The sequence below is a fragment of the Paraburkholderia sacchari genome, from assembly GCF_000785435.2.
In the GTDB taxonomy this organism is placed as follows: domain Bacteria; phylum Pseudomonadota; class Gammaproteobacteria; order Burkholderiales; family Burkholderiaceae; genus Paraburkholderia; species Paraburkholderia sacchari.
In genome coordinates this window covers 537,061-560,655 of the sequence record NZ_JTDB02000002.1, presented here as the reverse complement: position 1 = coordinate 560,655, position 23,595 = coordinate 537,061, and the positions used below count along the sequence as shown (strand labels likewise).

The 23,595-nt window shown below is 65.0% G+C and carries 20 protein-coding genes; 8 read left to right on the top strand and 12 right to left on the bottom strand.

What is annotated here, in order from left to right; translation table 11 throughout:
- Nucleotides 1-259 precede the first annotated feature (259 nt).
- Complete coding sequence (gene ftsY, locus NH14_RS09325; protein ID WP_035523799.1) at nucleotides 260-1,405, top strand: signal recognition particle-docking protein FtsY; 1,146 nt, start codon at nucleotides 260-262, stop codon at nucleotides 1,403-1,405.
- A 99-nt stretch (nucleotides 1,406-1,504) separates the two neighbouring features.
- Here the strand turns inward: ftsY and maiA are convergent, their stop codons facing one another.
- Nucleotides 1,505-2,152: a maleylacetoacetate isomerase gene (maiA, locus tag NH14_RS09320; protein WP_035523797.1), complete on the bottom strand. Its 648-nt coding sequence runs from the start codon at nucleotides 2,150-2,152 to the stop codon at nucleotides 1,505-1,507.
- A gap of 117 nt (nucleotides 2,153-2,269) precedes the next feature.
- On the bottom strand, nucleotides 2,270-2,968 hold the full coding sequence (locus tag NH14_RS09315) for a fumarylacetoacetate hydrolase family protein (protein ID WP_035524094.1): 699 nt from the start codon (nucleotides 2,966-2,968) through the stop codon (nucleotides 2,270-2,272).
- A 292-nt stretch (nucleotides 2,969-3,260) separates the two neighbouring features.
- Here NH14_RS09315 and ybiB point away from each other — a divergent pair, with 292 nt between their 5' ends.
- Nucleotides 3,261-4,235: a DNA-binding protein YbiB gene (gene ybiB, locus NH14_RS09310; protein ID WP_035523795.1), complete on the top strand. Its 975-nt coding sequence runs from the start codon at nucleotides 3,261-3,263 to the stop codon at nucleotides 4,233-4,235.
- 507 nt (nucleotides 4,236-4,742) lie between these two features.
- Nucleotides 4,743-6,389, top strand: a complete 1,647-nt coding sequence (leuA, locus tag NH14_RS09305; RefSeq protein ID WP_035523793.1) for a 2-isopropylmalate synthase — start codon at nucleotides 4,743-4,745, stop codon at nucleotides 6,387-6,389.
- Nucleotides 6,390-6,557: 168 nt separating this feature from the next.
- Here the strand turns inward: leuA and NH14_RS09300 are convergent, their stop codons facing one another.
- Nucleotides 6,558-6,941, bottom strand: coding sequence for a nuclear transport factor 2 family protein (locus tag NH14_RS09300; RefSeq protein WP_035523790.1), 384 nt, complete (start codon nucleotides 6,939-6,941; stop codon nucleotides 6,558-6,560).
- Nucleotides 6,942-7,510: 569 nt separating this feature from the next.
- Here NH14_RS09300 and rpoH point away from each other — a divergent pair.
- The 5 genes from rpoH (at nucleotide 7,511) to cydX (ending at nucleotide 11,858) form a co-directional block, all read left to right on the top strand.
- Nucleotides 7,511-8,452, top strand: a complete 942-nt coding sequence (gene rpoH, locus NH14_RS09295) for an RNA polymerase sigma factor RpoH (protein ID WP_035523787.1) — start codon at nucleotides 7,511-7,513, stop codon at nucleotides 8,450-8,452.
- A gap of 190 nt (nucleotides 8,453-8,642) precedes the next feature.
- Nucleotides 8,643-8,930 (top strand): cytochrome oxidase putative small subunit CydP, encoded by a 288-nt coding sequence (gene cydP / locus NH14_RS09290; RefSeq protein WP_035523783.1) that lies wholly within the window; start codon nucleotides 8,643-8,645, stop codon nucleotides 8,928-8,930.
- Nucleotides 8,920-10,500 (top strand): cytochrome ubiquinol oxidase subunit I, encoded by a 1,581-nt coding sequence (locus NH14_RS09285; protein WP_035523781.1) that lies wholly within the window; start codon nucleotides 8,920-8,922, stop codon nucleotides 10,498-10,500. Before cydP ends, NH14_RS09285 begins: the two co-directional genes overlap by 11 nt.
- Nucleotides 10,501-10,546: 46 nt before the next feature.
- A complete protein-coding gene (gene cydB, locus NH14_RS09280; protein WP_035523778.1) occupies nucleotides 10,547-11,683 on the top strand; it encodes a cytochrome d ubiquinol oxidase subunit II in 1,137 nt (378 codons plus the stop codon).
- Between the two features lie 58 nt (nucleotides 11,684-11,741).
- Nucleotides 11,742-11,858 (top strand): cytochrome bd-I oxidase subunit CydX, encoded by a 117-nt coding sequence (cydX, locus tag NH14_RS34100; protein ID WP_035523776.1) that lies wholly within the window; start codon nucleotides 11,742-11,744, stop codon nucleotides 11,856-11,858.
- Nucleotides 11,859-11,930: 72 nt separating this feature from the next.
- Here cydX and nagE read toward each other — a convergent pair whose 3' ends face one another.
- The 9 genes from nagE to NH14_RS09230 all read right to left on the bottom strand — a co-directional run bounded on the left by nagE (nucleotide 11,931) and on the right by NH14_RS09230 (nucleotide 23,590).
- On the bottom strand, nucleotides 11,931-13,682 hold the full coding sequence (gene nagE, locus NH14_RS09270) for an N-acetylglucosamine-specific PTS transporter subunit IIBC (protein WP_035523773.1): 1,752 nt from the start codon (nucleotides 13,680-13,682) through the stop codon (nucleotides 11,931-11,933).
- Between the two features lie 185 nt (nucleotides 13,683-13,867).
- Nucleotides 13,868-16,507 (bottom strand): phosphoenolpyruvate--protein phosphotransferase, encoded by a 2,640-nt coding sequence (ptsP, locus tag NH14_RS09265; RefSeq protein WP_035523771.1) that lies wholly within the window; start codon nucleotides 16,505-16,507, stop codon nucleotides 13,868-13,870.
- Between the two features lie 12 nt (nucleotides 16,508-16,519).
- Nucleotides 16,520-17,527 (bottom strand): SIS domain-containing protein, encoded by a 1,008-nt coding sequence (locus NH14_RS09260; RefSeq protein WP_035523768.1) that lies wholly within the window; start codon nucleotides 17,525-17,527, stop codon nucleotides 16,520-16,522.
- Nucleotides 17,520-18,623 carry an N-acetylglucosamine-6-phosphate deacetylase gene (gene nagA / locus NH14_RS09255; protein ID WP_035523765.1) on the bottom strand — a complete coding sequence of 368 codons (1,104 nt, stop codon included), beginning with the start codon at nucleotides 18,621-18,623 and terminating at the stop codon, nucleotides 17,520-17,522. The genes NH14_RS09260 and nagA overlap by 8 nt, the downstream gene beginning before the upstream one ends.
- 142 nt (nucleotides 18,624-18,765) lie before the next feature.
- Nucleotides 18,766-19,500, bottom strand: coding sequence for a GntR family transcriptional regulator (locus NH14_RS09250; RefSeq protein ID WP_035523763.1), 735 nt, complete (start codon nucleotides 19,498-19,500; stop codon nucleotides 18,766-18,768).
- Nucleotides 19,501-19,896: 396 nt separating this feature from the next.
- Complete coding sequence (locus NH14_RS09245; RefSeq protein WP_035523761.1) at nucleotides 19,897-20,712, bottom strand: MetQ/NlpA family ABC transporter substrate-binding protein; 816 nt, start codon at nucleotides 20,710-20,712, stop codon at nucleotides 19,897-19,899.
- Nucleotides 20,713-20,913: 201 nt separating this feature from the next.
- A complete protein-coding gene (locus tag NH14_RS09240; RefSeq protein ID WP_035523758.1) occupies nucleotides 20,914-21,561 on the bottom strand; it encodes an SCO family protein in 648 nt (215 codons plus the stop codon).
- 4 nt (nucleotides 21,562-21,565) lie between these two features.
- Nucleotides 21,566-22,471, bottom strand: coding sequence for a heme o synthase (gene cyoE, locus NH14_RS09235; protein WP_035523755.1), 906 nt, complete (start codon nucleotides 22,469-22,471; stop codon nucleotides 21,566-21,568).
- Between the two features lie 9 nt (nucleotides 22,472-22,480).
- Nucleotides 22,481-23,590, bottom strand: a complete 1,110-nt coding sequence (locus NH14_RS09230) for a COX15/CtaA family protein (protein WP_035523752.1) — start codon at nucleotides 23,588-23,590, stop codon at nucleotides 22,481-22,483.
- Between the last annotated feature and the right edge of the window lie 5 nt (nucleotides 23,591-23,595).

Here is a 23,595-nt window from a genome sequence, read left to right as displayed (position 1 = left end):
GCGCTTTTTGCTGAGTGAATCGGTGCCGATCTGCGCGGGGCAGACGCCGCGCCGACCAATGCGCGAACGTTACCACAGGGCCGGGCGCACGCTGGATCTCTGCCGCACGCCTGCCGCAACGACGCACCCGAAAGCGCCTGATAAAATGACATGTTTTCCCCGCGTTGCCCGCCGCGTTGCCCATTTGTGCCACGTCGATAAGCGACGTCGATGACCGTCCCTCGGTCAGACCCGCAGCGCGTTTTCCTCACACCAGACCATGTTCAGTTTCTTCAAACGACTCCGGGGCTCGAAGGGCGCCGGAAACGAGGCGGCCGAAGCCGACGCGGGCTCGCAAGCGCCAGCCACGCCCGACGCATCGCCGCCCACCCTGCCCGACGACCACTCTTGTGCTGCACCGGTCTCCATGGCGCCGCCAGTCGAAGCCGATGAAGCCGAGGACGCTTACGAAGACGAACCCGAAGCCGTCGAAATCGTCCCGCCCCCCGCGCCCGATGCCAGCGCGAAGAAGTCGTGGCTCTCGCGCCTGAAGTCGGGGCTGTCGAAGACCAGCTCGAACATTCAGAGCATTTTCGTCAACGCGAAGATCGACGACGACCTTTACGAAGAACTCGAGACCGCGCTGCTGATGTCCGACGCGGGCGTCGACGCCACCGAGTACCTGCTGGAAACGCTGCGCCAGAAAGTGCGCGCCGAGCGCCTGACCGAGGCCCAGCAGGTGAAGGACGCGTTGCGCCAGTTGCTCGTCGACCTGCTCAAGCCGCTCGAAAGGTCGCTGATGCTGGGCCGCGCGCAGCCGCTCGTGATGATGATCGCGGGCGTGAACGGCGCGGGCAAGACCACGAGCATCGGCAAGCTCGCGAAACATATGCAGAGCTTCAACCAGAGCGTGCTGCTGGCCGCGGGCGACACGTTCCGCGCCGCCGCGCGCGAGCAGCTCGCGATCTGGGGCGAGCGCAATAACGTGACAGTCGTGCAGCAGGAAAGCGGCGACCCGGCCGCCGTGATCTTCGACGCGGTGAGCGCGGCGCGCGCGCGCGGCATCAACGTGGTGATGGCCGATACGGCGGGGCGCCTGCCCACGCAGCTGCACCTCATGGACGAGCTCAAGAAGGTCAAGCGCGTGATCGGCAAGGCGCTCGACGGCGCGCCGCACGAAGTGCTGCTCGTGATCGACGCGAACACGGGCCAGAACGCGCTCACGCAGGTGAAGGTATTCGACGATGCGCTGGGCCTGACCGGCCTCATCGTCACCAAGCTCGACGGCACCGCGAAGGGCGGCATTCTCGCCGCCATCGCGCGTCAACGTCCGATCCCGGTGTACTTCATCGGCGTGGGCGAGAAGGTCGAAGACCTCCAGCCGTTCGTGGCCGAAGAATTTGCGGATGCGCTGCTCGGGAGCTGATCCCGCTTTCAGGAATGCGCTCAAATACAAAAGGCGTCGTTCTCGCGAACGACGCCTTTTTTCATGTACTGATGCAAGTGCGGCACGAGTGCGAGCGCGTCACTCCGCGTCCGGCTGCACGCCTGGCGCGGCGCGCACGAACGCGTCGAGCTGCACCGCATGGTCGTGGATGCGCTGGATGGTCGGATAGCGCGCCGTGTCGATCTTGAAGCGGTGCGCGTTGTAGATCTGCGGCACGAGGCACAAGTCAGCGAGGGTCGGCGTATCGCCATAGCAGAGCGTGCCCGTGCGCGGATCGTTCGCCAGACGCTCCTCCAGCGTGGCGAAGCCCGCTTCGATCCAGTGCCGATACCAGGCGTCCTTGGCTGCATCGTCCACGCCCAGCGTGTGCTTCAGGTACCTCAGCACGCGCAGATTGTCGAGCGGATGAATTTCACACGCGATCTGCAGCGCAATCGAGCGCACGTATGCGCGGTCGGCCGGCGACTTCGGCAACAATCGCGGCTCGGGATGCGTTTCCTCGAGGTACTCGATGATCGCCAGCGATTGCTGGATCGTATGATTCTCGTCGTCGATGAACGCCGGCACGATCGCATCGGGATTGATCTTGCGGTACGCGGACTTCAGTTGTTCGCCGCCCTCCCGTACCAGATGCACCGGTACATACTCGTACGGCAGGTTTTTCAGATTCAGCGCGATGCGCACGCGATACGACGCCGAACTACGGAAATAGCTGTAAAGCTTCATGCTCCCCTCATGCTCTTTTGTCGATCGGAGTTAGTGCTTCAGCATTTTACGATCCGGAGGTAGCGCTTTAGCGCCTGCTCCGCTCCCATGCAGCGCTCTCCGACTCTCTGGCGCGCTTCACACCACGCGCACGGAAAACTCGCCGATGCCGTCCACACCGCCCTTCATCACGTCACCCGGCTTCACCGCGCCAACGCCTTCCGGCGTGCCCGTATAGATCAGATCGCCCGCCTTCAACTCGAAGAGCGTCGAGAGAAACGCAATGGTGTCGGCAACGGGCCAGATCATCTGCGAGATGTCCGAGCGCTGTCTCTCCTCGCCGTTCACCGAGAGCCAGATCGCGCCGCTGGCCATCTGGCCGACTTCCGTAACGCGATGAATCGGGCCGATAGGCGCGGAATGATCGAAACCCTTCGCGACATCCCACGGGCGGCCGAGCTTCTTCGCTTCGGCCTGCAAGTCGCGGCGCGTCATGTCGAGGCCGAGCGCATAGCCGAACACGTGATCGAGCGCGTGCTCGACCGGAATGTTCTTGCCGCCCTTGCCGAGCGCCGCGACCAGTTCCATCTCGAAGTGGACGTTCTGCGACTGCGTGGGATACGGGAATTCAGCGGTCGTGCCGGGCGCGACGTAGAGCAGCGCATCGGCGGGCTTGGCGAAAAAGAACGGCGGCTCGCGGCTCGGGTCGTGGCCCATCTCACGCGCGTGCGCCTCGTAATTGCGGCCGACGCAATAGATGCGGCGCACCGGAAAGTGCGCATCGCTGCCAGCCACGGGCACGGCGGCTTGCGGCACTGGGTCAAATACGTATGTCATCGGGTTCTCCGTCTTCTGATGGGCCGCGCGCCGCTCAAAGCGCACGGCAAGCAAGCGAGGCGCGCAGGCTCAACGGCAACGCCCGCGCAACGTAGAACGCGAGTGTAACGCGCTGCGGTGGCGATGCGCCGCGGCGCTCGTGCGATACTTGCCGCATCTTCCCGTGCTCCGGACTGCCCGAACCGATTCAGACTGTTTCAGACCGATTCGGCCCGATTCGGCCCAACGTACAGACGAAATACGGACGAAAACAGTCCAGGCCCACCCCAATCGCTCGACCCGCCACGCTGCCATGAACGCCCCCGATTCCACCGACACCTTCTCCTGCGCCCGCTTCATCAAGGAGATCGGCCGCGGGCCGAACGGTGCGCGTTCGCTGTCGCCGGAAGACACGCAGACACTCTACGCGGCAATGCTCGACGGCCGCGTGCCCGAGCTCGAACTGGGCGCGGTGCTGCTCGCCTACCGGCTCAAGGGCGAGACCGCCGACGAACTCGCCGTGATGCTCGCCGCCGCGCACGCGTCGTTCACGCCCATCGCAGTGGCCGGAGGCGCCGGGGGTGCGTACCGCCCGGTGTCAATTCCGAGCTACAACGGCGCGCGCAAGCAGCCGAACCTCGTGCCGCTGCTCGCGTTGCTGCTCGCGCGCGAAGGCGTGCCGACGCTCGTGCACGGCGTCAGCGAAGATCCGGGCCGCGTAACAAGCGCGGAAATCTTCGCGGCGCTGAACCTGCCCGCCGCGCACGATCACGCCGAAATCGAGGCTCAACTCGGCGAGCGCCGAGTGGCGTTCGCGTCGATCGAAACGCTCGCGCCGAAGCTCGCGCGCCTCCTGTCGCTGCGACGGCGCATGGGCGTGCGCAACTCCACGCATACGCTCGTCAAGCTGTTGCAGCCATTCGCCGAGCCCGGCCTGCGGCTCGTGAACTACACGCATCCCGCCTATCGCGAGAGCCTGAGCGCCCTGTTCGCGGCGCACCCCGATGCGGCCGTGGGCGGCGCGCTCCTCGCACGCGGCACCGAAGGTGAAGCCGTCGCCGACACGCGCCGCCAGGTGCAGGTGGACTGGCTGCACGACGGGGTCTGCGAGACCTTGATCGGGCCGGTGCGCTCTTCGCCGGACATGCCGGAAGTCGACTTGCCCGAAGGCCGTGACGCCGCCACGACGGCAGCCTGGATCGAAGCGGTGCTGCGCGGCCACGCGCCGGTGCCCGAGGCCATCGCCCGCCAGGTCGAAACAATCAAGCGCATCGCGAAGCGCGCCTAGGCCAACGGCTCAGGTCAACTACTTTGGTCAACCCGGGCGGCGAATTCGCTGTTGACACATTCGCCGGTCCTGCCTTACATTGGACGAATGCGTTCCTTTCCGAACACCCTCCGCATTGTCTTCGGCCTACTATCGGCCCTATCGCTACGCCTAGCCTAAAGCTGGTGTAGCGCCGCAACGACCGTCTCCTAGGTCACCGCGGTCCTCCCAAGCAGTTCTCGCAGTACCCCAAACCGCAGTTTCTCCAAACCTAGTCGTCTGCATTCGTCCGTTTACCGTTCGGGCGAGTCGCGAGGGTCAAAATGCACGTTGCATGGGCATCGTTCACGTCCTTTTTTGCCGCGCCGGTTACCGCCGTCACCGTGGCCTGCTTCTTCGCGTCCGTGGTTGCCGCCCGTTCGCCTGAAGTTGTGCGCTCTGTTGCGTACATCGTGCCTCGTCGCCAGCAAGCCAGCCGCTCGCTGCCGACCACCATCGCAAACGACACCATGAAGAACGAGGCATGTCATGTTGCGTAATCCCGCTGAGAAATACCGCCCTTTTCCCGCCATCCGCCTGAACGGCCGCCGATGGCCCACGCGCACCATCGAGCGCGCGCCCATCTGGATGAGCACCGACCTGCGCGATGGCAACCAGTCGCTGATCGAGCCGATGAGCATCGAGCAGAAGCTCGAATTCTTCGAGATGCTGGTCGCGATCGGCTTCAAGGAGATCGAAGTCGGCTTTCCGTCGGCGTCTCAAACCGACTTCGATTTCGTGCGCAAGCTGATCGACGAAAAGCGCATTCCCCATGACGTGACGATCGAAGTGCTCGTGCAATCGCGCGAAGAACTTATCGCCCGCACGTTCGAGGCGCTCGAAGGCGCGCCGCGCGCGATCGTCCATCTCTACAACGCCATCTGCCCCTCGTTCCGCAAGATCGTGTTCGGACAATCGAAAGAGGAGGTCAAAGCGCTGGCCGTGGAAGGCACGCGACTGATCCGCGAATACGCCGACGCGCGTCCCGGCACGCACTGGATCTACCAGTACTCGCCCGAGACGTTCAGCATGACCGAGCTTTCGTTCGCGCGCGAGGTCTGCGACGCCGTCGCCCAGACCTGGCGCCCGACGCGCGATCACAAGATGATCGTGAATCTGCCCGCGACCGTCGAAGCCGCGATGCCCAACGTCTACGCCGATCAGATCGAGTGGATGGACCGCAACCTCGCGTACCGCGACAGCATCGTGCTCTCGGTGCATCCGCACAATGACCGCGGCACGGCCGTGGCCGCCGCAGAAATGGCGCTGCTCGCGGGCGCGGACCGCATCGAGGGGTGCCTGTTCGGCAATGGCGAGCGCACCGGCAACGTCGACCTCGTCACGCTCGCGATGAATCTCTATACGCAGGGCATCGACCCGGGCCTCGACTTCTCCGATATCGACGCCGTGCGCCGCGTGGTCGAGCGCTGCAATCAGTTGCCCGTGCATCCGCGCCACCCGTATGCGGGCGACCTCGTGTTCACCGCGTTCTCGGGCTCGCATCAGGACGCGATCCGCAAAGGCTTTGCACAGCAACAACCCGACGCCGTCTGGGAAGTGCCCTATCTGCCGATCGATCCCGCCGATCTCGGCCGCAGCTATGACGCCGTGATTCGCGTGAACAGCCAGTCGGGCAAGGGTGGCGCCACCTGGCTGCTCGAGCGCGGCATGGGCTTCACGCCGCCGCGCCGCGTGCAGATCGAATTCAGCCACGCCGTGCAGACGGTCACCGACGGCTCGGGCGAAGAGATTTCGGGCGACGCAATTTGCGCGCTCTTCACGCGCGAATACCTCGAGACGCGCGGTCCGGCGGTGCACGCCGGCGCGGGACGGGTGCGCTGGGAGGGCCGCGATGTGGCCATGCCGGCAGCGGCGCAGATCGATCAGGCCCACACCCAAGCCGTGGCCGGGGCGATTGCGGCGGCCTCGGGTCAAAGCATCGAAGTCACGTCGTTCGAAACCATGCGCACGGCGCAGGGCGCTACGGCGGTGTTCGTCGGTTGCCGCGTGGGCGGCCAGCCGCTGCGTCACGGCGCAGGCGTGGCCGACGACGCCGCCCATGCGGCCGTCGCCGCCATGGTGAGCGCGCTCAACCGCGCCGCCTGGCCTCAGGTCGATCAGCGCGCGGCGGCTTGATCACACCAACATGCACGCCACTGCGCACAGCCGCGGTGGCATGGTGAAACCAGCGGTTTAGCAGAAAGCAGTACCCGGGCCTTGCGTTGAGCGCCGGCGGCAAAACGGGCCGTCTGCGTGCGCCCGATACGCTCAGAAAGCGATATCGGCGAGTGGACCTACCGGTCGTCACTCGACAGCACAACGCGTCGCCTGCCACGCGAGCAGGCGCCAGTGGCCATCCTCCTGGGTCTGAATCGCCGTGTAGGCAATGGGATAGAGCAGCGCGCCGTTGTTCGCTTCGATTTCGATCAGCGCGCGGCCCGAGATCACGCAGGCCTCGCGCCCCACCGGCAGCACGTCCTGCGACTGGATCTCGATCTGGCGATAGCGGCGCCGCCCCGCCGTGATCGCTTCGATGAACTGCTGCTTGGTCTCGCGTTTGCCGTTCGTATGGATGAAGGTGGCGTTGTCGGACAAGAGTTGCTCCAGCGACGAGCCGTCGCCGTCCACCATTGCGCGAAACCGCTCGCGCTCCAGCCCGCGAATCGCATCGATTATTTTTGCAGCCATTGCTCGAGCCCCTTGCGCAAAAGTCCGCATCGCCGCGTCGATCCGCGCCGAAGATTTCTCGCACGCGCCTCGATGAAATTTATACCAGGTTTTGACGCATGGAAACTTGCGATCAAACGGATCGCCCCCACTTCGTAACGATCAACGCGAATGCGCAGCGCGGCGCGCCTGAATGTCGCATCGCAGCACTTTTGGTCCGGCCCGTTGTCTATGGGATAAATTCTGGCGACGAAATTCGGGCCTGATTCAAGACGTGAACCCGAGGCACCTGCCTCCCCTAAACCATCAATTCCCGTCCTTTTTTCTCGACCACATCCGCGACGGATGGCAGTGCGTTCTAGAGTATTTCTTCGGCCCTCCACGTCTTTCTGGACTGCGCCGCGCGCAAACCCCGTCCAGCTTGCCTCTCGCGGATTCGTTGAAATCTATCGAAACAAATATTTCGATAGAGAAGACGGAACCTTGAAGCCCCTACAGACTCGAAGTATTAGCACTCGTTAATTGAGAGTGCTAACATCCACCGTGGAGTCGCTGTCTGACTTTTGCAAGATCCCTTAGGAGTTCGCTACGTGAGCAACGCAATGACCATGACCCTTCCGAATATGCTTAGCCCGTCGTCGGCCAAGGCCGGGGGTTCGGGTGTACTGGCGCTCGCGAACGCTTCCATGCTGCCCGGCCAGCTCGGCAACATCGACGCCTACATTCAGGCCGTGAACCGGATCCCGATGTTGACGCCGCAAGAGGAGCGCCAATTCGCGACCGAGTATCGCGAGCAGAACAATCTCGAAGGCGCGCGCCGTCTTGTGCTGTCGCACCTGCGCCTCGTGGTGTCCATCGCGCGCAATTACCTCGGCTACGGCCTGCCGCATGCCGACCTGATCCAGGAAGGCAATATTGGCCTGATGAAGGCGGTCAAGCGCTTTGACCCCGAACAAAACGTACGTCTCGTGTCGTACGCCATGCACTGGATCAAGGCGGAGATTCACGAGTACATCCTGCGCAATTGGCGCATGGTGAAAGTCGCCACGACCAAGGCGCAGCGCAAGCTGTTCTTCAACCTGCGCAGTCACAAGCAGGGCCTGCAATCGTTCACGCCCGAGGAGATCGACGGCCTCGCGCAGGAACTGAACGTGAAGCGCGAAGAAGTCGTGGAAATGGAAACGCGCCTGTCGGGTTCGGACATCGCGCTCGAAAGCCAGACCGAAGACGGCGAAGAGTCGTTCGCCCCGATCGCCTGGCTCGCCGACTCGCATAGCGAGCCCACGGCCGTGATCGCCTCGCGCCAGCGCGACCGTCTGCAGTCAGACGGCATTGCAAGCGCGCTGGAGGCCCTCGATGCGCGCAGCCGCCGCATCATCGAGGCACGCTGGCTGAACGTCGCCGACGACGGCTCGGGCGGCTCGACGCTGCACGAACTGGCCGACGAGTTCGGCGTCTCGGCTGAGCGCATCCGCCAGATCGAAGCCAGCGCCATGAAGAAGATGCGCACTGCACTGGCCGAATACGCCTGAACCTCAACTCACCGAGTCGCACGGCGCGGCGACGAGACCGCGCCCACAGGCTCAGCCTGCAGAGCCCCACTCTTACCGAGAGTGGGGCTTTTTCTTTTGGCCGGCTGTAATTCGTACACCTTCAGACCGTAATTTCCCATTTCTCCGTAAGATGATTTCATGTGTGATGCGGCCCTAATCTGACATCGTCATGATTTCAACCTCCGACTCGTCTGCGCGTGCGCGCCTGCTGCTACGCGTGCGCTTGCTTCAGTGGGCGCGCGGCCCGACCTTCAGCCGCGACATTGTTCTCGTCCTCGCCTTCAAGCTCGTGCTGCTGATGGCGCTCAAATACACATTTTTTAACCATCCGCAGGCCGAGAACATGAGCATGCCGCCAGTAGCGGTCGCGCAAGCTCTGCTCTCGGTGCCCATGCAGCCCGGGACTCGCCCGCCCGGAGCACATCCATCTCAAAGGGATCCGCGCCATGCCAATTAGCGAAACCGTCGATCTATCGCGGCTGCAATTCGCGGTCACCGCGCTCTACCACTTCCTGTTCGTGCCGCTCACGCTGGGACTGTCGTGGCTCCTCGTCATCATGGAATCGGTCTACGTGATGACCGGCAAAGCCATCTACAAGGACATGACGCAGTTCTGGGGCAAGCTCTTCGCGATCAATTTTGTGATGGGCGTCACCACCGGCCTCACGATGGAATTCCAGTTCGGCACCAACTGGTCGTACTACTCGCACTATGTGGGCGATATCTTTGGCGTGCCGCTCGCCGTGGAAGGGCTCGCCGCGTTCTTCCTCGAGTCGACCTTCGTGGGCCTGTTCTTCTTCGGCTGGAACCGCATGTCGAAGGGCGGGCATTTGCTCACCACGTTCTTCGTCGCGCTCGGCTCGAACCTTTCCGCGCTGTGGATTCTCGTCGCCAACGGCTGGATGCAAAACCCCGTGGGCGCTGCGTTCAATTACGAAACCATGCGCATGGAGCTCACGAGCCTCTTCCAGGTGATCTTCAACCCGGTCGCCCAGGTGAAGTTCGTGCATACGGTGTCCGCCGGCTATGTGACGGCGTCGATGTTCGTGCTCGGCATTTCGTCGTGGTATCTGCTGCGGCGCCGCGACGTGGACTTTGCGCTGCGCTCGTTCGCGATCGCTGCAGGCTTCGGCCTGGCTTCCACGCTTTGCGTGATCGTGCTCGGCGACGAATCGGGCTATCGCACAGGCGAGGTCCAACAGATCAAGCTTGCCGCCATCGAAGCCGAATGGGACACCGCGCCCGCACCGGCGCCGTTCACGCTGTTCGGCATCCCTAACCAGAACGAAGAGCGCACCGACTACGCCATCCGCATTCCGTACCTGATGGGCATCATCGCCACGCGCTCGATCGCTGAGCCGGTGATCGGCTTGAAGGATCTGATGGGCCGCGCCGAAGTGCGTATCCAGAACGGCATGCTCGCCTACGCCGCGCTGCAAAAGATGAAGGAAGGCAGCGCCGACACGGCCACGCGCGACGTATTCGAGGCCCACAAAGCCGATCTCGGCTACGGCCTGCTCCTGAAGCAATTCTCGCCGAACGTGGTCGACGCCACGCCCGAGCAGATCAAGGCCGCCGCGAAGCATTCGATTCCGCCCGTCGCACCGGTGTTCTGGTCGTTCCGTGTGATGGTGGCGCTCGGCATGCTGTTCCTCGCGACCTTCGTGCTCGCATTCTGGTTTTGCGCGCAGCGCACGCTGCTCAAGGAAAATCGCCGCTGGTTCCTGCGCTGGGTGGTGTGGGCGATTCCCCTGCCGTGGCTCGCGGCGGAGTTCGGCTGGGTCGTAGCCGAGCTTGGCCGCCAGCCGTGGACCATCGCCGAAGTGCTGCCCACCCATCTCTCGGCGTCGAGTCTCGCGCCCGGCGACGTGTGGCTGAGCCTCGCGGGCTTCGTGGTGTTCTACACGGCGCTCTTCATCATCGAGATCACGCTGATGTTCAAGTACGCGCGCCTCGGCCCGTCGGCGCTTCATACCGGGCGCTACTTCCATGAGCAAGGCGCGGCGGCCGGCAACCGCGTCTCGTGATGGCTGCGTCGCCAGGAACACAAAGGAAACACACAGGAACCACACCATGGACTACGCAACGCTCAAAGTAATCTGGTGGGTGCTGATCGGCGTGCTCTTGATCGGCTTCGCGCTCACCGACGGCTTCGACATGGGCGCCGCCGTGCTGCTGCCCTTCATCGGCAAGACCGATGCGGAGCGCCGCATCGTCATCAACACGGTGGGCGCGACCTGGGAAGGCAACCAGGTATGGCTCATCACGGCGGGTGGCGCCATGTTCGCCGCCTGGCCGCTCGTTTATGCAGCATCGTTCTCGGGCTTCTACTTCGCGATGCTGCTCGTGCTTTTCGCGCTGTTCTTCCGGCCCGTGGGCTTCGACTATCGCGGCAAGCGAGAGAACCCGAAGTGGCGCAACGCGTGGGACTGGGCGCTCTTCGTCGGCGGCTTCGTGCCGGCGCTCGTGTTCGGCGTAGCGTTCGGCAACCTGCTCGAAGGCGTGCCGTTCAGCTATGACTCGGACCTGCGCGTGACCTATCACGGCAGCTTCTTCGCGCTGCTCAATCCGTTCGCGCTGTTGTGCGGGCTCGTGAGCCTCACCATGCTCACGGCGCACGGCGCCGCGTTCGTGAAGCTGAAGAGCGAGGGCGTGGTGGCCGCACGTGCGTCGAAGGCGCTGCGCATTGCCTCCGCGCTCGCGGTCGTGTTTTTCGTGGTGGCGGGCGCGTTCGTGGCGACGTTGATCGGCGGCTACGCGATCACGACACCCGCACCGTACGACAGCGTCGCCAATCCGCTCCTGAAGAGCGTCGAACCCGGCACGGGCCTGTGGATCAGCAACTACGGGCTTTATCCGTGGATGGCGATCGCGCCGGTGATCGGCATTCTCGGCGGCGTGATCGCCTTCGTGCTGGCAGGCTCGCGGCTCGAAAAGACGGCCTTCGCCGGCACCTCGCTGTTGATCGTCGGCGTGATTCTCACGGCGGGCTTCTCGATGTTTCCGTTCATCATGCCTTCGTCGCTGGACCCGCGTTCGAGCCTCACGGTGTGGGACTCCACCTCCAGCAAGACCACGCTCGAAATCATGCTGGTGGCCGTGATCATCTTCCTGCCGATCGTGCTCGCCTATACCACCTGGGCGTACCGCATCATGCGCGGCAAGGTGACCCTCGAAGCGGTCGAGGACAAGCGCAATTCGTTGTATTGAACGACCCGTTTACGGCCCGGCGGCGGGCCGCAACGCAATCTACGCAGGAGTGGAAACGATGTGGTACTTCACCTGGATATTGGGGATCGGCGTGGCGCTCGGCTTCGGGATCATCAACGTGATGTGGCTCGATCAGCAGCACGTGGTGGACGGCGCCGACGATAACGCAGAGTGAGGCTTGGGTCCGTGCTCGAGAAATGAATAAACCGGCGCAAGCGCCGGTTTATTCATTGCATCAAGGAAAAGCTCAGGCTGCCTGCAAGGCAAGTTCGCGCGCATAGCGCTGCGCCGCGCTGCCCACGACGATATGCAGCGTATCCGCCGACACCCAGGCCACGTCGAGCGCGCCAAGCTGGGCACGATCGACCGCAGCCGGATCGCGCACGATCACGCGCAAGCGTGTGACTGCGACCGCATCGAGCGACACGATATTCGCCGCGCCGCCCAGCACCGCCAGCCAACGCGACGGATTCGGGTCGAGCGGACCAGCTTCATCGTTCGTCCCGGCCGGTGACCGAACAGCCACCGGCGCCGGCTGCACCGCGGCCGCTGCAGCCGGGCGGCCGCTGGCGATCTCGCGACGGATCTCGTCGGCGATCATGTCGGCTTCCGGCCCGATGATGACCTGCACGCTTTCGCCGCCGCGCTTGAGCACGCCCCGCGCGCCGATTGCCTTGAGCGCCGGCTCCGACACGTGCGCCGGGTCGGCCACCGTGAGACGCAGGCGCGTCGTGCACGCATCGACCACCTTCAGGTTGGCCGCACCGCCCAGCGCATCGATATAGCGCGCCGCGCGTGAGAGCGCCGTGGCCGTTGCCGCCGAATCGACCGAAGCGGCCGCCGCAGCCACGCCCGACATCGACGAGGCGATTGCCGTGTCGCCGGCCGAAGCTTCGCGGCCCGGCGTCGGCAGATTGAAGCGGCGGATGAAGAAGCGGAACAGCGCGTAGTACACCACCGCATAGGCGATGCCGAGCGCAATCGCTTCCCAGCCGTGCGTCGACAGACCGTAGTTCAGCACGTAGTCGATCGCGCCCGCCGAGAACGTGAAGCCGAGCTTGATGTTCAGCAGCGAGCAGATCGCCAGCGACAGCCCCGTGAGCACCGCGTGAATACCGTAGAGCACCGGCGCGAGGAACATGAAGGTGAACTCGATCGGTTCGGTCACGCCAGTGAGGAACGAGGTGAGCGCCATCGAGAGCAGCAGGCCGCCCACCATCGCGCGGCGCTCCTTGGGCGCCTCGTGCAGCATCGCGAGACACGCGGCCGGCAGGCCGAACATCATCACCGGGAAGAAGCCGGCCATGAAGCCGCCCGCGGTGGGATCGCCTGCGAAGAAACGGTGCAGGTCGCCGGTCACAGCCGCGCCGCTGGCGGGCGTGAACGAGCCGAACACGAACCACACGAGCGAGTTCAGGATGTGATGCAGGCCGGTCACGAGCAGCAGCCGGTTCAGCAGACCATAGACGAAGGTGCCGATCGCGCCCGCCGTGGTGAGCCAGTGGCCCGCCGTATCGATCGCGCTCTGCACCGGTCCCCACGCATAGCCGAACACGATGCCGAGCACGAGACACACGAGCCCGGTCACGATCGGCACGAAGCGCTTGCCGCCGAAGAAGGCCAGAAACTCGGGCAGCTTGATGTCCTTGAAGCGGTTGTACAGCATGCCCGCCACAACGCCGGCCACGACGCCCGAGAGCACGCCCATGTTGAGCTTGTCGTTGATGTCCTTCATCACAGCGGTCTCGACCAGATAGCCGAGCGCGCCCGCGAGCGCCGCCACGCCGTTATTGTCCTTCGCGAAGCCCACCGCGATGCCGATGGCGAACAGCAGCGGCAGATTGTCGAAGATCGCCCCGCCAGCGTCGGCGATGATCTTGATGTTGAGCATGTCGGCCTGCCCGAAGCGCAGCAGAATGCCGGCCACCGGCAGCACTGCGATCGGGAGCATCAGCGCGCGGCCGAGGCTCTGAATCTTGAGAAACGGATTGCCATCCATTGAACTGCCTCCAGTCCCTGTCTCTTGCGTGAAGAAGATGAGGTGAGATAAACCGGCGCGCGATCGCTGCGCCCGCCGGCAGGTTTTTATTCAGGAAATCGAACGGATTAAAGTGCCCGCTACCGGGTAAATACCGGTTAGACACCGGGAAAATCGAGTGGCTGAATGCTCAGCCACCCGGGAAATCAGTCGAGCGGCCAGCTTTCACGGCTTGCCGCGCGCACGGCCTGCGCCGACTCCAGCGCGAGCACCTCGAATGCACGCGTGCGGCACTGGCTGTAGTCGAGCTTGCGAACACGCGCCTTGACCGACGGCACGGACACCGGATCGACCGACAGTTCGGTCACGCCAAGGCCGACGAGCAGCGGCACCGCGAGCGGGTCGCCCGCCAGCGCGCCGCATACGCCGACCCATTTGCCATACTTGCTCGCGCCCTCCACCGCCACTGAGACGAGGCGCAGCACGGCAGGATGCAGGCCGTCGGCCTGCGCCGCCAGATCGGGCTGGCAGCGGTCCATCGCGAGCGTGTACTGCGTGAGGTCGTTGGTGCCGATCGAGAGGAAGTCCGCGTGACGCGCGAGCTGGTCGGCCAGCAGCGCGGCCGAGGGCACCTCGATCATCACGCCCACTTCGATGCGGCCGGTGCGGCCCGCTTCGCGAGCGAACGTGTCGATGCGCTCGCGCAAGCGCACGAGCTCACCCACGTCGGTAACCATCGGCAGCAGGATGCGCACGGCGCCCAGGGGTTCGACTGCGAGCAGGCCGCGCAACTGGTCGTCGAGCAGATCGGGGCGCACCTGCGCGAGGCGGATGCCGCGCAGGCCCAGCGCGGGGTTCGGCTCGGGCGGCAGCGTCAGATAGTCGACTTCCTTGTCCGCGCCTACGTCGAGCGTGCGGATGATGGCCGTGCGTCCGCCCAGGGCATCAGCGATTGCCTGGTAGCCCTGACGATGCTCATCCACCGTGGGCGCGGCCTGGCGATGGATGAACATCAGTTCGGTGCGCAGCAGGCCGATCGAATCCGCGCCGTTGTCGACGGCGGTGCGCGCGTCGTCGAGCGTCGCGATGTTCGCGGCGACTTCGACCGCATGGCCGTCGCGCGTAGCCGCGGCCTCATGCGAGGTGCGCCGGTTCGCTTCGCGCACGCCCGCGAGACGCTGCTTCTCGGCGCGGGCGCGTTCGACATCCTGCGGGCTCGGTGCAAAGGCCAGGCAGCCCGCGCCCGCATCCACCACCACTGTCGTGCCTTCCTCGATCTTGTGCAGCGCGTCGCCGAGCGCGACGAGCGCCGGAATGCCAGCCTGGCGCGCGATGATCGCAGCGTGCGAGGTCGCACCGCCGCGCGCCATCACGAGCGCGGTAACGCGCTTGCGATCGAGCGAGGCGAGATCGGAAGGCGTGAATTCGTCGGCGGCAAGCACGGCTTCTTCAGGCAGCTCGCGCTGCGCGCCTGCGGCATTTCCCGTGCCGCTCGCGTTCGCGAGCGCGCGCAGCACGCGCTTTTCGAGGTCGCGCAGATCGGCGGCACGTTCCGCGAGCAGCGGATCGTCCACCTTGCCGAGCACCGCGATCTGCGCGCGGATCGCATCGCGCCACGCGAAGCCCGCGCTCTTGCCGAGGCTGATGAGGTCGCGCGCGGCGTCGATGAGCATCGGATCTTCGAGCAGCACGCGGTGCACCTGGAAGATGCCCGCTTCACTGATCGCGCCGCGCTGCGAGGCCACGCGCACGGAGGTGTCGAGCTCCGCGTCGACAGACGCAACGGCTTTGTCGAGCAGGCGGCTTTCAGCGGCCGAAGGACCGCTTGCGAGTTCCGCAGGAACGAGTTCGGCGTCGTCCCAGCGCACCAGCTTGCCGACGGCCACGCCCGGCGCCGCGCACACGCCGGCCAGCGTGCCCGGCGCGCCGCGCGAGGCCTGCTGTGCGGCGACGGCGGCACCGGCTGTACTCGCCACGGCAGCGTCCGGCGCCGGCGACAATTGCCGTGCGGGCTTCTCTCCGCCTTCGCCCGGCGCATCGCGCAGGAGTTCGTTAGCGACCGCATCGACGGCCTTCTGCGCCTCGCGGCCCATGCCAACCAGTTCGATGGTCGTGCCCTCGCCTGCGCCCAGCCCGAGCAGGCCCACCACGCTTTCGATAGCCGCCTTGCGCTCGCCGTAGCGCACTTCCACACGCGCCTCGATTCCGCGCACCGCTTCACGCGCACGCGCCGCGGGCCGCGCATGGAGACCGCCCGCGTGCGTAAGGGTCACACTGCGGCGCACTTCATTCGTCACGACTTCCGCAACACCGGCAACCGGCACCGCGCCATCGCGCGCGCGCAGTACGAGCAGCGGCGTCTGGCCGGCCTCGACATGCCCGGTGACGCTCGCGCGCTCGATCACCTCGAACGCATCGGAGTTCGCCACCGCGATCACGGAGACGAGGCTAGGCGCGTTGCACGCCACGACATCGAGATCGAATTCGATCAGCAAGTCGCCGCGACGCACTTGGGCGCCCTGCTCGACCTTCGGCGTAAAGCCCTTGCCGTTGAGCTCGACCGTGTCGATGCCGATATGCACGAGCACCTGCGCACCCTCGGCGGTCTGCAGCGTGACGGCATGGCCGGTGCGCGCGAGGTGCATGATCGTGCCGTCGCACGGCGATACGAGCCGGCCGGCGAGCGGATCGATGGCGATGCCGTCGCCGAACAGGCCTTCCGAGAACACCGGATCGGGCACCGAGGCGAGCGGCACGACTGGGCCGCTCAACGGCGCGATCAATTCGATACGGCCCGCGGCGGAATTTTCCGGCTTCATCAGGCGAGACTCCTGGGTGCGTTCCATCTGCGTTCCAATCTAGTGGGTTTCGGTGACTTTGTTCAGGTAGCGCGGCTCGTCCGGGTTGCGGCCGCGCGCGGCGGCGAGACTCGCCGCCATCACGTAGAACGAAAGAATGGCGGCAATCGGATCGAGCGCCGGGTCGGCCGTCGTGACGAGCGGCAGCGTGGCGTCCTGCACATCGGCGGGCGCCGCGAGCAGCACGCGCGCGCCGCGCTGTTGCATGTCGCGCGCGAATTGCACGAGACCGGCCTGCTCCGGCCCGCGCGGTGCGAACACAAGCAGCGGGTAGTCGCGGTCGATGAGCTCCATCGGGCCGTGGCGCACTTCGGCGCTGGAGAATGCTTCTGCCTGGATGCTCGACGTTTCCTTGAGCTTGAGCGCCGCTTCCTGGGCGATGGCAAGCCCCGGACCGCGGCCGATCACGATCATCTGCGAGACGTCGCGCAGTTCATCCACGGCCTTCGACCAGTCGAGCGCGCCCGCGCGGTCGAGCGCTTCGGGCAGCGCGCGCACGGCGTCGAGCAGCGCGGCATCGCGCTGCCAGAACGCCACGAGTTGCGCCGACATCGCGAGCATCGCGATATAGCTCTTGGTGGCAGCGACGCTCAGCTCCGGGCCCGCGAGCAAGGGCAATTCCGCGCCCGCGGCTTCCGCTAGCGGCGAGCCGGCCACGTTGACCATCGCCGCCGTGAGCGCGCCCGCGTCGTGCAGCGCGCGCATCGTCGCGACCAGATCAGGACTCCTGCCTGATTGGGAGAAAGCCAAAGCAAATTGGCCCTTTACGCGCAATGGCGCTTGTTGCAGCGTGGCGATCGACATGGGAATCGAGGCCACCGGTACGCCGATGCGGCTCATGGTGAGCGCAGCGAAATAGCTCGCCGCGTGGTCCGAACTGCCGCGCGCAACCGTGAGCGCTACCTGACGCGTTTCGGCGTCGAGCGCGCGAGCGAGCGCCTCGACGCGCGAGGTGTCCGCGAGCTGCGCGGCGACGACGCCGGCCGAGGCCAGCGCTTCTTTAAGCATATTCGACAATCGATTCTCCTTCGACGTAGGTCGCGGTAAGCGTCAGTTCACGGTCGAACACATTGACATCGGCCCATGCGCCGCGCGTGAGGCGGCCACGGTCTTCGATGCCGAGATAGTCGGCCGCATAGCGCGACAGGCGCGCGGAAACATCTGCAATCGGCAGGCCAATCGACACGAGATTGCGCAAGGCCTGGTCCATGGTGAGGGTGCTGCCGGCCAGCGTGCCATCGGCAAGACGCACGCCGCCGAGGCACTTGGTCACGTGCTGGCTGCCGAGGCGGTATTCGCCGTCGGGCATGCCGGTGGCCGAGGTGCTGTCGGTCACCACGTAGAGGCGCGGAATCGCACGCAGCGCCGCGCGGATCGCGCCCGGGTGCACGTGCAGCAGGTCGGGGATGATCTCCGCGTACTCCGCATGCGCGAGCGCCGCGCCGACGAGCCCCGGATTGCGGTGATGCAGCGGCGACATCGCATTGAAAAGGTGCGTGAAGCCACGCGCGCCGTGCTTGAGCGCGGCTACGGCGTCGTCGTAAGTCGCGAGCGAATGGCCGAGCTGCACGCGCACGCCGCGCGCCGCCATCTCGCCGATGATCTCGATATGGCCCGCGATTTCCGGCGCCACGGTCACCACGCGGATCGGCGCGATCGACAGATACTTGAGCACTTCGTCGAGCACGGCGGACACCGCCGCGTCGGGCTGCGCGCCCAGCTTGCCCGGATTGATGTACGGCCCTTCCAGATGCACGCCCAGCACGCGCGCGCCGCCCGGCGTGCGCTGCCGCGCCACGTCGCCCAAGCCCGACACCACGCTCATCAACTCGTCGCGCGGCGCGGTCATGGTGGTGGCGAGCAGGCTCGTCGTGCCGTAGCGCGCGTGGGTGCGCGCGATGGTTTCGATGGCGTCGCCCGCTTCCATGACGTCGGCGCCGCCGCCGCCGTGCACGTGCAGGTCGATGAAGCCGGGCAGGACATAAGGCTCGTCGTTCTTCGCCGGATCGGCGGCCTCGCCCTCGATCGACTTGATGCGTCCGTTTTCGAACGTGAGCGTGCCGTTGATCCAGCCTTCAGGGGTGAGAATGTTTCCGCTCAGCATGAGATTTTTCCGATTTTGCGCACGACAAATTGGGGTGCGCGGTGAGTCGTGACGATGACGTGCATGAGAGATTCGTGGCGCGGCGTGGCGTTCCCGTGAACTGCCTTCCGCGCCGTTTTCTGGATTGCGGTCGTTACTGCGTTCATTGCCTGAGCTCCGCTACGAAGTCGTAGAAGCCGTCGCGGCAATAAGTGTCGGTGAGCTCGATGGCGTGCTGATCGCGCGAAAAACCCACGCGCGTGATCACGAGCAGCGCCGCGCCTGGCTCCACGTCCATCAGACTGGCGATTTCACCCGTCGCGTTGACCGCGCGAAAGTGCTGGAGCGCGCGCACGACCGGCACGCCGCGCCCTTCGAGATGCGCATAGAGCGAACCGTCGATGGCGCCCGGGTCCGGCACGATGGACGCAGGCAGCGCCGAGTGCTCGACGGCCATCACGATGCCGTCAGCGCGGCGCAGGCGGCGCAGGCTCGCAACCGAGGCGCCCGGCGAAAGCCCGAGCTGCACGATCTCCTCGCGGTGAGCAGCGCGCAGCTCGCGCTCCAGCCACACCGAATCGGGCGTGAAGCCGCGCTGCTCCATCTTTTTCGTGAAGCCGGTCAGGCGCGAAAGCGGATCTTCCACGCGCGGCGTAATGAAACTGCCCGCGCCGCGTGCGCGCCTGATCAGCCCCTGCTCGACCAGCAACTCGATGGCCTTGCGCGCCGTGATGCGCGAAACGCCGATGGCATCCGAAAGCGTGCGCTCCGACGGCAGCGCCTCGCCCGCCGACCACACGCCGCAATGAATGGCCGTCGCAAGATTGCGCGCCAGCTGCAGATAAAGCGGCGTGACGTTGCGCGCATCGGGCATCAGGGCAGACCAACGGGTTTCCATGGAACTCCGGCCAACGGTTGGACAGATCGTGGGAGCATCCGGGCAGACAGACCATCTGGCACTTTCGACATTGCCGTTATGGCGTCAGCCCGGTGCGAATTGGAGCCCATTATATAACCACAATAATACCAGTCAACAGGTGATGCGACCGCACGCGCACCGCCATAATTTTCTTAAAAATCAATCAGTTAAATTATTTTCAAAGGCGCACTGGTATTGAACCGATGGATCGGGATTTTCCCTGGAGAGATACCTGTGGGCTCTCTTTAGCGGCCGCCGGGTGGTTCGTTGTGTCCGTTGAACGGGCGCAAAAAAAGCCGCTTCCAGGAAGCGGCTTTTTCATTTGCTGGATCACCAGCGTGGCGGCTTTAACGCCGCGCGCGGGTCCCGCGTCGCTTAGAACGACGGAATCATCGAACCCTTGAATTCGCTCTTGATGAACTGGCGCACGTCTTCCGATTGATAAGCCGCGACCAGCTTCTTCACCCACGGCTTGTCCTTGTCCTGGGCGCGCACGGCGATCAGGTTCGCATAGGGGCTGTGCGTGTCTTCCAGCGCGATGGCGTCCTTGGTCGGCTGCAGGCCGGCGGCCAGCGCGTAGTTCGTGTTGATCACGGCGGCGTCCACATCGCCGAGCGCGCGCGGCAGCTGCGCGGCGTCCAGCTCGACGAGCTTCGCCTTCTTCGGGTTCTCGGCGACGTCGAGCGGCGTCGCGTTGTTGCCGTTCGTGCCCGCGCCAGCGCGCAGCTTGATCAAGCCCTTGTTCTGCAGAAGCAGTAGCGCGCGGTTCTCGTTCGACGGATCGTTCGGCACTGCGACCTTCGCGCCTTGCGGCAGATCGTTCAGCGACTTGAGCTTCTTCGAGTACACGCCGATCGGCGAAATGTACGTGAGGCCCACGTTCACGAGCTTGTAGCCGCGCTGCTTAACCTGGCTGTCGAGGTACGGCCCGGTCTGGAAGCTGTTGGCGTCGAGGTCGCCCGAGTCGAGCGCCGCGTTCGGCTGCACGTAGTCGTTGAATTCGATGACCTTCACGTTCAGGCCTTCGCGCTTGGCGACCTTCTGGACCACGGCCCAGACTTGCGCGTCAGGACCCGAGACGGTGCCAACCTTGATGGCCTTGTCGTCGGCGTGAGCGCCGAAGCTGGCCGTGAGCGTGGTGGCGGCGGCGAAGCCGGCGAGGAGAGCTTTAATCAGATTTCTGCGCTGCATGGAGATGATGTTCCCGCTGGTTGCGTGTTTGTTCCTGTCATGTCGCGGCTGTGGAGGCATTGTGTGCCGCCCGCCGGGTGGACGTGAATGGTCTCATATGGCCCCGGCCGCGCGAAATAAAGAATTCGCATACGAATATTCCAAGGCGCCGGCTAACGCCGACGCATTGGGCGAAGCAAGGGTGTCGGAAGCCGGACGGCCTCAGTCGTTGGCGTTGAGCAGGATCTTCAGATCGTGCAGCCAGGGCGTGACGCCCTGCCCATCGCGCGCGAACAACCGCAGCTTGCCGGTGGTGTCGAACACGTAGCTCGCGGCGGTGTGATCCATCGTGTAGCTGTCGGGCGTATTGCCGGGCACCTTCGCGTAATAGACGCGGAAGTCTTTGGTGATCTGCTTGAGCTGCTCTTCGTTGGCCGGGCGCAGCGCGATGAAGGTGGGATTGAACGCGCTCACGTACTGGCCCAGGATCGCGGCGCTGTCACGTTCGGGATCGACGCTCACGAACAGCACCTGCACGCGCTTCGCGGCATCGGGGCCGAGTTGCTGGAGCGCCTGCGAAAGCTCGGCCATGGTGGTCGGGCATACATCGGGGCAATGCGTGTAGCCGAAGAACAGCACGACCACCTTGCCCTTGAAGTCCGCGAGCGAGCGCATCTTGCCGCTCGAGTCCGGCAGCGAGAAGTCCTTGCCGAACTGCGTGTTGCCGGTGATGTCGAGGTTCGAGAACGATGGCGGCTGTTGGCCGCAGCCTTCGAGCAGCAACGTGCCGCCGAGCGCGCCCGCCGCCGCGAGCGCAATAAGCATGACACGCGCGGCACGCGCCGCGCGCGGGAACGTTGAATGGATCATCTCGTTACATCCCGATGAGCGCGCTCACGTAATGGTCGACGAGCAGCGCGGCGAACAGCACCGAGAGATAAACGATCGAATAGCGGAAAGTCTTACGGGCGAGTGCGTCCGAATACTCGACGTAGATTTTCCACGCGTAGGCGAGGAACACCGCGCCGAGCAAAACCGCCGTGGCCAGATACAGCACGCCGCTCATGCCCGAGATATAGGGCATCAACGTGACCGCGAACAGGATCACGGTGTAGAGCAGGATATGCAGACGCGTGTACTTCTCGCCGTGCGTGTTGGGCAGCATCGGCAGGCCGGCGTTTTCGTAGTCCTTGCGGCGATAGAGCGCGAGCGCCCAGAAGTGCGGCGGCGTCCACACGAAGATGATCAGCACGAGAATCCAGGCGTCGGCGGGCACATGGCCCGTCACAGCCGCCCAGCCGAGCGCCGGCGGCATCGCGCCCGATGCACCGCCGATCACGATGTTCTGGGGCGTGGCGGGCTTGAGCAGCAACGTATAGATGATCGCGTAGCCGATGAAGGTCGCAACCGTGAGCCACATGGTGAGCGGATTGGCAAACGTGTACAGCACCCACATGCCGAGGCCGCCGATCACCGCCGAGAACATCAGGATCTGCACGCTGGTGATCTCGCCGCGCGCCGAAGGACGCCAGGAGGTGCGGCGCATGCGCGCATCCACCTTTTGCTCCACGAGGCAGTTGATCGCGAAGGCCGCGCCAGCCGTCAGCCAAATCCCGACGGTGCCGCCGACCAGCTGCTTCCAGGGCACCATGCCCGGCACGGCGAGGAACATGCCGATGACCGCGCAGAACACGGCCAATTGGGTGACGCGGGGCTTGGTGAGCGCGAAATACTGCGAAATCCGGCTACCGGGCGTCTGAGAGAAGGTTGTACTTTCCATAGGGCGGGATCACACCGCAGCGGTGTCGCGCGCAGGGAGAACGGCGCGGCCGGGGCGGCTACAAGCAATTCGAAAGTTTAGCACGACGACCAGAAGCAGCAGGATCGCCGCGCCACCGTTGTGCGCCACTGCCACGGGCAGCGGCCACTGCAGCACGATGTTGGATAGCCCGGTCAGAAACTGGATCGCGATCACGATCACAATCCAGTTGGCGGGGCGTCGCAGCGAAGCGTAACGCCGCAACTTGAGGGCGAACCATACCAGATAAGCGACCACGATGAACGCGAAGGTGCGATGCGTCCAGTGGATCGCCACCAGCGCGTCCTGGGTGATCACGTCGCCGTTGCCGTCCATTCCGAGCGCGCGCCAGAGATGGAAGCCGTGATGGAAGTCCATCGGCGGGACCCATGCGCCGTTGCAGGTCGGGAAGTCCGTGCACGCGAGCACCGCGTAGTTCGTGCTCACCCAGCCGCCCAGCGCGATTTGCACGACGAGCAGCACGAGCGCCACCAGCGCGGCCACGCGCCAGCGCGCGGCGTTGGGCTCGTACGCGGGCAGCGGCGTCATGCGCGCGGCGAGCCACGCGAGCGCGCCAAGCAGCATGAGACCGAGCAAGAGATGCGTGGTGACGATGATGGGTTGCAGCTTCATCGTCACGGTCCATGCGCCGAACGCGCCTTGCACGACGATCAGGCCGAGCAGCGCCGTAGGCCACCACGGCGAGACGTGCAGCGGCAGCCGCTTGATGCGCGCACGCCAGGCGATTGCCGTCTGAGCGATGATCAGGACGCCGATGGCCATCGCGAAGTAGCGGTGGATCATTTCGATCCACGCCTTGGTCATGCTCACGGGGCCGCTGGGCATGGCGAGGTGCGCGGCCGCGATCTGCGCATGCGCGATGAACGGCGATGAGGTGCCGTAGCAGCCGGGCCAGTCAGGACAGCCGAGGCCCGAGTCGGTTAGGCGCGTGAAGCCGCCGAACATCACGAGGTCGAGCGTCATGAAGGTCGTGAGCCACACGAGCTTGCGGAACCTGTCGTCGTCGGCCTTCACCCAGACCCACGACAGTGGCAGCAACGCGATGCACAGGCCAATCAGGCCCAGCTCAAGGATAAACATCTCTC